Here is an 8,128-nt window from a genome sequence, read left to right as displayed (position 1 = left end):
GCCACGGTCGCGGCGGGCGCCCCGGCGGCGGACGCGCGCAAGTGGTGGATGGGCGAGCTGGCCAGGCGCGCGAACGAGACCGCCACCTCGCTGGCCGACCTACCCATCACCCCGGCCCGGATCGCCAGGGTGACCCAGCTGGTGGCCTCGGGCGCGCTCAACGACAAGCTGGCGCGCGAAGTGCTCGAAGGCGTGCTGGCCGGCGAGGGCACGCCTGACGAGGTGGTCGAGAAGCGCGGGCTGCAGATCGTCAGCGACGAGGGCGAGCTGCTCGCGATCATCGACCAGGTCCTGGCCGACAACGCCGACGCGGTCGAGAAGGTCAAGTCCGGCAAGATCGCCGCGGCGGGCGCCCTGGTGGGTGGCGTCATGAGGGCGAGCAAGGGCAAGGCCGACGCGGCCCGCGCCCGCCAGCTGATCCTGGAGAAGCTGGGCGTCTCCGAGTAGCCGCTGTCGTCCGAAGGCCCCGCCACTCCGGTGGCGGGGCCTTCAGCGCTCGGACCCCCGGTTACCGGCGCCGGGCCGACAGTTTCCTGAACAGCGGCGCGAGCAGGGCCAGGGCGGCCAGGACCAGCAGGGCCACCGCCACGGGGCTGTGCACCAGCACCGTCACGTCACCCGCCCCGATGGCCAGCGCCCTGCGGAGCTGGATCTCCGCCATCGGCCCCAGGATCATGCCGATCACCGCGGGTGCGACCGGCAGGCCGAAGCGGCGCATGGCGTAGCCCAGCAGGCCGAGGATGTACAGGACGACGAGGTCGACCACGGTGCCGTTCAGGGCGTAGACGCCGAGGGCGGCGAACAGGACGATCCCGGCGTACAGGTACGGGCGGGGGATGCGCAGGACGCGGGCCCACAGGGGCGCCAGGGGCAGGTTCAGCACCAGCAGCATCGTGTTGCCGATGAACAGCGACGCGATCATGCCCCACACCAGCGCCGGGTTGTGGTCGAACAGCTGCGGGCCCGGCTGGAGCCCGTACTGCTGGAAGGCGGCGAGCAGGATCGCGGCCGTCGCCGACGTGGGCAGGCCCAGCGTGAGCAGCGGGACCAAGGTGCCCGCCGCCGAGGCGTTGTTGGCCGCCTCGGGCCCGGCCACGCCCTCGATGGCCCCCTTGCCGAACTCCTCCCGGGCGACCCCGCGCGCCAGCCGCCTCTCGGCCGCGTACGACAGGAACGTGGGGATCTCCGCCCCGCCCCCGGGCAGCGCGCCGAACGGGAAGCCCAGCGCCGTGCCGCGCAGCCACGGCAGCCACGAGCGCCGCCAGTCGGTCCGCCCCATCCAGGCGCGGCCGACCGGTACCACCTCAGGCGTCGCGTGACGCAGCCGCGAGGCCACGTAAAGGGCCTCGCCGAGCGCGAAGAGGCCCACCGCGACGATCACCACGTCGATGCCGTCGAGCAGCTGCGGGATGCCCAGCGTGAGCCGCGCCTGCCCGGTCTGCTGGTCGATCCCGATGAGCCCGATCACCAGCCCGAGGCCCAGGGAGGCCAGGCCGCGCACGACCGAGCGGGACAGCACGGACGACACGGCGGTGAAGGCCAGGATCGCCAGCGCGAAGTAGTCCTCGGGACCGAACGAGATCGCGAAGCTCACCACCGCCGGCGCGGCCACGACCAGCAGCGCCGTGGCGATCGTGCCGGCCACGAACGACCCGATGGCCGCCGTGGCCAGCGCCTGCGCCGCCCGCCCGCGCCGGGCCATCTTGTTGCCCTCCAGCGCCGTGATCATCGACGAGGACTCGCCGGGCGTGTTGAGCAGGATGGAGGTGGTCGAGCCGCCGTACATGCCGCCGTAGTAGATGCCCGCGAACATGATGAACGCGCTGGCCGGCGGCACCGTGAACGTGATCGGCAGCAGCAGCGCCACGGTCATCGCGGGCCCGATGCCGGGCAGCACGCCGACCAGGGTACCGAGCGTGACGCCGACGAGCGCGTACAGGAGGTTGACGGGGGTGAGCGCGGCGGCGAAGCCGTCGATCAGGAGCTGCAGCGACTCCACCTAGATCACCCCCGCCAGCGGCCCGCCCGGCAGCGAAACGCCGAGACCCTTGACGAACAGCAGGTACGTGACGAGCCCCACGACCACCGAGACCACGGCCGCGCGCAGCTTGTGCTCGGCGCCCAGCGCCACCGACAGGCCGAAGAACAGCAGGCTCGCGCCGATGATCCAGCCGAGCACGTTCAGGAGCGCAGCGAACGCCAGGAAGATGCCGCTGACCAGAGCGACGCTCCGCCAGTCGGCGGGCGCGTCCACGTCCACGTCCTCGCTCTCCTCGGGATCGCCGTGGCCGCCGCGGATGACGTCGACCACGTAGAAGAGGCCGATGAGTACCATGGCGCCGCCCACCAGCATGGGGAAGAAGCGCGGCCCGATGCCGAGCTGGGAGGCCGCGGCGGAGACGTCCAGCGTGCCGATCACGACGAACACGCCCAACGCCAGGACCACGATCGCCAGCCCGAGCTCGGGCCGCCACCAGCGAGCCATCAGGACACGAGCCCCATCTCGGCGATGATGCCCTTGACCCGGGTCTGCTCGGCGTTGAGGAAGTCGGCGAACTGCTGCCCGGTCTGGAACGAGTCGATCCAGCCGTTCTTGGCCACCGCGTCCTTCCACGGCTGCGCGTCGTGCATCTTGGTGACCAGGTCGGTCAGCGCCTTCTTGTCGGCGTCGGAGAGCCCGGCGGGGGCGACGAAGCCGCGCCAGTTGGCCAGCTCGACGTCCAGGCCGCCCTCCTTCAGCGTCGGCGCGTCCAGGCCGGAGATCCGCTGGGCGGAGGTCACGCCCAGGGCGCGCAGCTTGCCCGACTTCACGTGCTCGGCGAACTCGGCCACGCCCGAGATGCCCGCGCTGACCTTGTTGCCGAGCAGCTCGTTGAGCGCCTCGCCGCCGCCCGAGTGGGCGATGTAGTTGACCTGCTTGGGGTCCACGCCCGCGGCCTTGGCCATCAGGCCGGCCACGATGTGGTCGGTGCCGCCCGCGGAGCCGCCCGAGATCGACACCTTCTTCGGGTCGGCCTTCCAGGCGGCCACCATGTCGGCCAGCGTCTTGTACGGGGACTCGGCCGGGACCACGACGATCTCGTACTCCTCGGTCAGCTTGGCGATGGGCGTCGTCTCGGCCAGCGTGACCTTGGACTTGTTCTGCTCGATGGCGCCCACCATGACCAGGCCCATGGTCATCAGCAGGTTGCCGTTGCCCTTCTCGCCCGCGAGCTGCGCCAGGCCGATCGTGCCGCCGGCGCCGGGCACGTTGTACACCTCGACCTTGCGCTTGGAGTCGGCGGCCTTGATCGCCTGCTCCGCGATGCGGGAGGTCTGGTCCCAGCCGCCGCCGGGCGAGGCCGGAGCCATGATCCGCAAGGAGCCGCCGGCGGAGGTGCCGGTGCCGGATTCGCCGCAGCCGGTCAGCGCGGCGAGGGAGAGTGCCGCGAGGGCGGCGAATACGCGCAAGCGCATGATCACTCCAAGGGGGGATTTCACTGTTGTAAAACTGGGATCGTGAAGCTCCTTCCGCTATCCGTCGAGGCTTTGCACGCTTGCCGTCATAGTGGTCGTATTGGTCGCGACCTGGCCGTGACCTGCGTTTGTTTCCATGTGCAGCGTGAGACGGGTGCGTGACGCCTCCCTAGGGACCCAGCTGTTCGTGCTCCAGATGGTGATCGTGATCCTCGCCGTCGGGGGCACTGCAGGGGTGTGGGCCGAGCACACGCGCAACCAGCTCGACGCGCTGCACCAGCAGCGCGCGCTGGCCATCGCGCAGTCCGTGGCCGGGCTCCCGCAGGTCAGGGAGGCCTTCAAACTCAAGAATCCGGAGACGGTGCTGCAGCCGCTGGCCATGAGCGTGCAGCACGAGACCGGCGCCGACTACGTCGTGATCGCCAACGACCAGCAGAAGCGCTACGCACACCCCAACACCTCGCTGATCGGCAAGCAGCTGTCCACCGACGGCACCACCGTCCTGCGGACGGGCAGGAGCTGGGTCGGCACCGAGACCGGCACGATCGGCACCACGGTCAGGGGCAAGACCCCGATCCGCGACGAATACGGCAACGTGGTCGGCCTGGTCTCGGTCGGCGTGCTGGAGACCACGGTCGTCGGCCAGCTCGGCGCCGCGCTGCCACCGCTGATCTGGACAGCGCTGGCCGTGCTGCTCGCCGGGCTGGCGCTGGCCGCGGTGATCACCGCGCGGGTGCGCAGGCAGACGTTCGGGCTGGAGCCGCGCGAGATCGCCGCGCTGCTGGAGCAGCGCGAGGGCGTGCTGCACGGCGTCAAGGAGGGCGTGCTCGCGCTCGACCTCAACGGGCGCGTCACGCTGGTCAACGACGCCGCCCGCGAGCTGCTCGGCGACGTCGGTGAGGATCTGACCCAGATGCCCGTCTCCGAGCGTATGCGCGACGTGCTCGGAGGCGCCGACCCGGGCGAGGACCGCGTCGTGCTGCACGGCGAGCGCGTGCTGGTGCTCAACCGCACCCCCGTTTCGGTACGCGGCCAGCACCGCGGCTGGGTGATCACCCTGCGCGACCGCACCGAGCTGACCCGCCTGGCCCGCGAGCTCCACGACACCAGCAGCGCGACCGAGGCGCTGCGGGCCCAGGCGCACGAGTTCGCCAACCGCATGCACACCGTCGTCGGCCTGCTGGAGCTGGGCGAGCACGAGGCGGCCATCGGCTTCATCACCCGGACCACCCGCGGCGCGTACGTCACCGACCTGCGTGAGCGCGTCCAGGAGCCCACCCTGGCCGCCCTGCTGCTGGCCAAGTCCGCCGAGGCGGCCGAGCGCGGCGCCCGGCTCGTGCTCTCGGAGGACTCCCACGTGCCCGAGGGCACGCTGGGCGACCCGCAGGACGCGGTCCTCGTGGTCGGTAACCTGGTGGCGAACGCCATCGACGCCCTCGACGGCGCCGAGGGCACGATCGAGGTGTCGGTGCAGGCCGACGCCGACGGGCTGCGCGTGCGCGTGGGCGACTCGGGGCCCGGCATCGCGCCCGACCTGGTGGAAGAGGTGTTCAGGGAGGGATTCACCACCAAGGCCGCCCGATCCGGCCCGCGGGGGCTGGGGCTGGCGCTGACCCGGCAGGCATGCCTGCGCAGGGGAGGCTGGGTACGCGTGCGCAACTCGGACGGCGCGGTCTTCACGGCCCTCCTACCCACGAAGGGCTCGTCATGAGCTACCTACGCGTCCTTGTCGTGGACGACGACTTCATGGTCGCCCGCATCCACAGCGGCTACGTGGCCCGGGTGCCGGGCTTCCAGGTCGTCTCCGTCGCGCACACCGGGGCCGACGCGCTCGCCGCGGTGGCCGAGCAGAGGCCCGATCTCGTGCTGCTCGACATCTACCTACCCGACATGTCGGGACTGGAGGTGCTCAAACAGCTCCACGACGTGGACGTCCTCATGGTCAGCGCCGCCCGCGACGTGCCCACGGTCAGGGAGGCCATGCGCGGTGGCGCCGTCAACTACCTCATCAAGCCGTTCACCGCCGCCGCCCTGACCGAGCGCCTCCAGCAGTACGCCGACACCCGCAGGCGCCTGACCGCCATCGGCCCCGAGGCCCGCCAGGACGATGTCGATCGGCTGTTCGGCACCCCCAAAACCGCCGCACCCATGCCGAAAGGGTTGTCCGCGGCCACGTGCGCACTGGTCGCGGATACCCTGCGGGAGGCGGGTCGCGACCTGTCGGCGACCGAGACGGCCCAGCTCACGGGCCTGTCGCGGGTGAGCGTCCGCCGCTATCTGGAATACCTGTGCGCGGCGGGTCAGGCCGAGTTCCGGCCGCGTTACGGGACGGCCGGTCGACCAGAACATCGCTACCGGTGGCTAGGTTGACACACTTCCGTAGCCATTTCCCGTGACATATGCGGATCCTCGTGCCTTACTGTTGCCTGAGACTTGGCTGCGGACCGGGAGGAGATTGAGGCGTGCGTAACGCCGGACCGATCGAATCACCGACCGACCCGTTCGCCTCGGTGCCGTTACCGACGTCGGGCGTCTCCAAGAAGCCGCGGATTGAAGGCCTGCCCCCGGGCGTCTCCCGGGACATCTTCGGCCCTCCGGACAGGCAAGAGCCCCGACCGGCCCAAGGCCCGAGCGCCCCGGGCGGTCCTCCGGGCGGCGCGCTGCCCCCTGTGGCGCCGCCGGCGCAGCCGTGGCCGATGAACGACAAGCAGCCGTCGGGACCGCCCGCCCCCGTATTCGGCACGGGCGGGCCCGTGGAGCGCCCGCCCGCGTACGAGCCCGAGCCGCCCAGGCGGCGCCGCCTCCTGTCCGGCCTGCTGGCGTTCGTGGTGATCCTGGCGGCGCTGGCGTACGTCGTGCCCGCCGTGCTCATGTCGGGCTCCGTGCTGCGCGGCACCCACGTCGCGGGCGTCGACATCGGCGGGCTGACCGTCACCCAGGCGGCCGACAAGCTCCGCACCGAGCTCGCCACCAAGCTGAGCGAGCCGGTCGTGGTCGACACCGCCGGCAAGAAGGACACCATCCAGCCCGACGAGGCGGGGCTGGAACTGGACGTGGTGGGCACGATCGGGCAGGCGCCCAGCGGGTTCCCCAGCCCGCAGGAGGTGTGGCGGGGGCTGACCGGCAGGACCGAGCTCCAGCCGAAGGTGAACCTCGACTCCTCCCAGCTCGCCAGGACCGTCGAGGGCCTGGCGGAGGCCGCCGACAAGAAGGCGCGCGAGGGCCGGGTGTTCTTCTCCGGGCTGCAGCCGAAGAGCCGCCAGCCCGAGGACGGCGTGCTGCTCGACCGGGACGACGCCGTACGCAGGATCGGTGACGCCTTCCTGAACGGGGGCGGCAACGTCGTGCTCACACTGAGGCCGGCCAAGCCCGTCACCACTCCGCAGGCCGTCGAGACGGCCCTGGCCAAGGCGACGCAGGCGGTCTCCGCGCCCATCACGCTGACGCTCGGCGGCAAGCAGGCGCAGATCTCCCCTGCCATGATCGCCGCCAACCTGACCTTCAACTCCGACGGCTCCGGCGGGCTCACGCCCGCGTTCAACGCCAAGGCGGTGCTCGCCTCCGTGGAGAGCAGCCTGGTGGACGCCGCCCAGCAGCCGCGCGACGCCACGTACGACATCGTGAACGACAAGCCGGTGCTCGTGCCCGCGCGCACGGGGCGGGGCGTGAACGACAAGCTGCTGGCCAGGGACGCCGAGAAGGTGTTCGACCAGGGCGGCAGTCGCACCATCCCCGTCCGGCTGGGCGCCGTTGCCCCCACTGTCACGACCGCTCAGGTACGCGGCCTCGGCATCAAGGAGGTCGTGGGCACGTTCAACACGACGTTCGACTGCTGCCAGCCGCGGGTGAAGAACATCCAGCGGATGGCGCAGGAGCTCGACGGGCACCTGGTCAAGCCGGGGGAGACGTTCTCGATCAACGAGGTCGTGGGGGAGCGCACCCTCGAGGACGGGTACGTCGAGGCGGGGCAGATCGTCGGCGGACGGACGGTGGCCATCGTGGGCGGCGGCGTGTCACAGTTCGCCACGGCCATGTACAACGCGGCGTTCTTCGGCGGGTTCGATCTCGTCGAGCACCGGCCGATGGACTACTTCTCGCCTCGCTACCCGGCCGGGCGTGACGTCACGCTGCTGTATCCGGACACGGACTTGAAGTGGCGCAACGACTCCGAGTACGGGGTGCTGATCAAGACGGCCTTCACGGACACGTCGGCGTCGGTCACGTTGTGGAGCACCGAGCGGTATGACGAGGTGGAGGCGGCGGAGTCGGATAGGCGGGACTTCGTGCCGTTCCGGAGCGAGAGCAGCTCCGCGGCCGACTGCGTGCCCACGACGGGACAGCAGGGGTTCACGATCGACGTCACGCGCGTGTTCCACAACGACGGCAAGGTCGTCAAGAAGGACAAGAAGGTGACCGTCAAGTACCGGGCCCAGCCCCAGACGACCTGCACGGCAATCAACTGAGGGGCCGGCGGCCTCCGGACCGGCCCTCGGCGTCTTGAGCCGGTCCACTCCGGCTCGCGCGGCTCCGGCCCGTCACCGTGCCGCCGCCACGACAGTTGCGCTGCTCGCGGGCGTCGGCCGGCCCTCTCACAAGGACGCAAGCCCGTGCGGGGGCACGCTTCTCGGCGGCGGCGGCGGCGGTGCGTGCGGTCATTGTCGGCGGCGCCGCC

6 protein-coding genes and 1 pseudogene are annotated in these 8,128 nt (G+C 71.3%); 4 read left to right on the top strand and 3 right to left on the bottom strand.

Going from position 1 to position 8,128, the window contains the following annotated elements; translation table 11 throughout:
* Positions 1-447 (top strand): annotated as a pseudogene (locus AB0J09_RS48320) (Asp-tRNA(Asn)/Glu-tRNA(Gln) amidotransferase GatCAB subunit B); the annotation flags it as partial.
* 61 nt (positions 448-508) lie between these two features.
* On the opposite strand, the gene AB0J09_RS48315 reads toward AB0J09_RS48320, so the two are convergent.
* From AB0J09_RS48315 to AB0J09_RS48305, 3 genes are read right to left on the bottom strand one after another with little or no spacing between them, the layout of a single operon-like run.
* Positions 509-1,999 carry a tripartite tricarboxylate transporter permease gene (locus tag AB0J09_RS48315; RefSeq protein WP_360707338.1) on the bottom strand — a complete coding sequence of 497 codons (1,491 nt, stop codon included), beginning with the start codon at positions 1,997-1,999 and terminating at the stop codon, positions 509-511.
* A complete protein-coding gene (locus AB0J09_RS48310) occupies positions 2,000-2,485 on the bottom strand; it encodes a tripartite tricarboxylate transporter TctB family protein (RefSeq protein ID WP_360707335.1) in 486 nt (161 codons plus the stop codon).
* Complete coding sequence (locus tag AB0J09_RS48305; protein WP_360707333.1) at positions 2,485-3,456, bottom strand: tripartite tricarboxylate transporter substrate binding protein; 972 nt, start codon at positions 3,454-3,456, stop codon at positions 2,485-2,487. Before AB0J09_RS48305 ends, AB0J09_RS48310 begins: the two co-directional genes overlap by 1 nt.
* Positions 3,457-3,592: 136 nt before the next feature.
* On the opposite strand from AB0J09_RS48305, the gene AB0J09_RS48300 reads away from it, so the two are divergent.
* The 3 genes from AB0J09_RS48300 (at position 3,593) to AB0J09_RS48290 (ending at position 7,919) form a co-directional block, all read left to right on the top strand.
* Entirely contained in the window at positions 3,593-5,167 is a 1,575-nt protein-coding gene (locus tag AB0J09_RS48300; RefSeq protein ID WP_360707331.1) for a sensor histidine kinase, read from the top strand.
* The gene (locus AB0J09_RS48295; RefSeq protein ID WP_360707328.1) at positions 5,164-5,826 is read left to right on the top strand and encodes a response regulator; all 663 of its coding nucleotides are present in this window, start codon (positions 5,164-5,166) and stop codon (positions 5,824-5,826) included. The genes AB0J09_RS48300 and AB0J09_RS48295 overlap by 4 nt, the downstream gene beginning before the upstream one ends.
* A 92-nt stretch (positions 5,827-5,918) precedes the next feature.
* A complete protein-coding gene (locus tag AB0J09_RS48290) occupies positions 5,919-7,919 on the top strand; it encodes a VanW family protein (RefSeq protein ID WP_360707326.1) in 2,001 nt (666 codons plus the stop codon).
* The last annotated feature ends 209 nt before the right edge of the window (positions 7,920-8,128 follow it).

The sequence above is a fragment of the Nonomuraea sp. NPDC049784 genome (assembly GCF_040659615.1).
Taxonomy (GTDB): Bacteria; Actinomycetota; Actinomycetes; order Streptosporangiales; family Streptosporangiaceae; genus Nonomuraea.
The sequence above is the reverse complement of the archived record's forward strand: the minus strand, read 5'-3'. Positions and strand labels throughout refer to the sequence as shown.

Bases quoted from the DNA above. Each gene is read 5' to 3' on its own strand.
- AB0J09_RS48310 (WP_360707335.1), bottom strand. From the start codon at position 2,485: ATGGCTCGCTGGTGGCGGCCCGAGCTCGGGCTGGCGATCGTGGTCCTG.
- AB0J09_RS48305 (WP_360707333.1), bottom strand. From the start codon at position 3,456: ATGCGCTTGCGCGTATTCGCCGCCCTCGCGGCACTCTCCCTCGCCGCG.
- AB0J09_RS48300 (WP_360707331.1), top strand. From the start codon at position 3,593: ATGTGCAGCGTGAGACGGGTGCGTGACGCCTCCCTAGGGACCCAGCTG.
- AB0J09_RS48295 (WP_360707328.1), top strand. From the start codon at position 5,164: ATGAGCTACCTACGCGTCCTTGTCGTGGACGACGACTTCATGGTCGCC.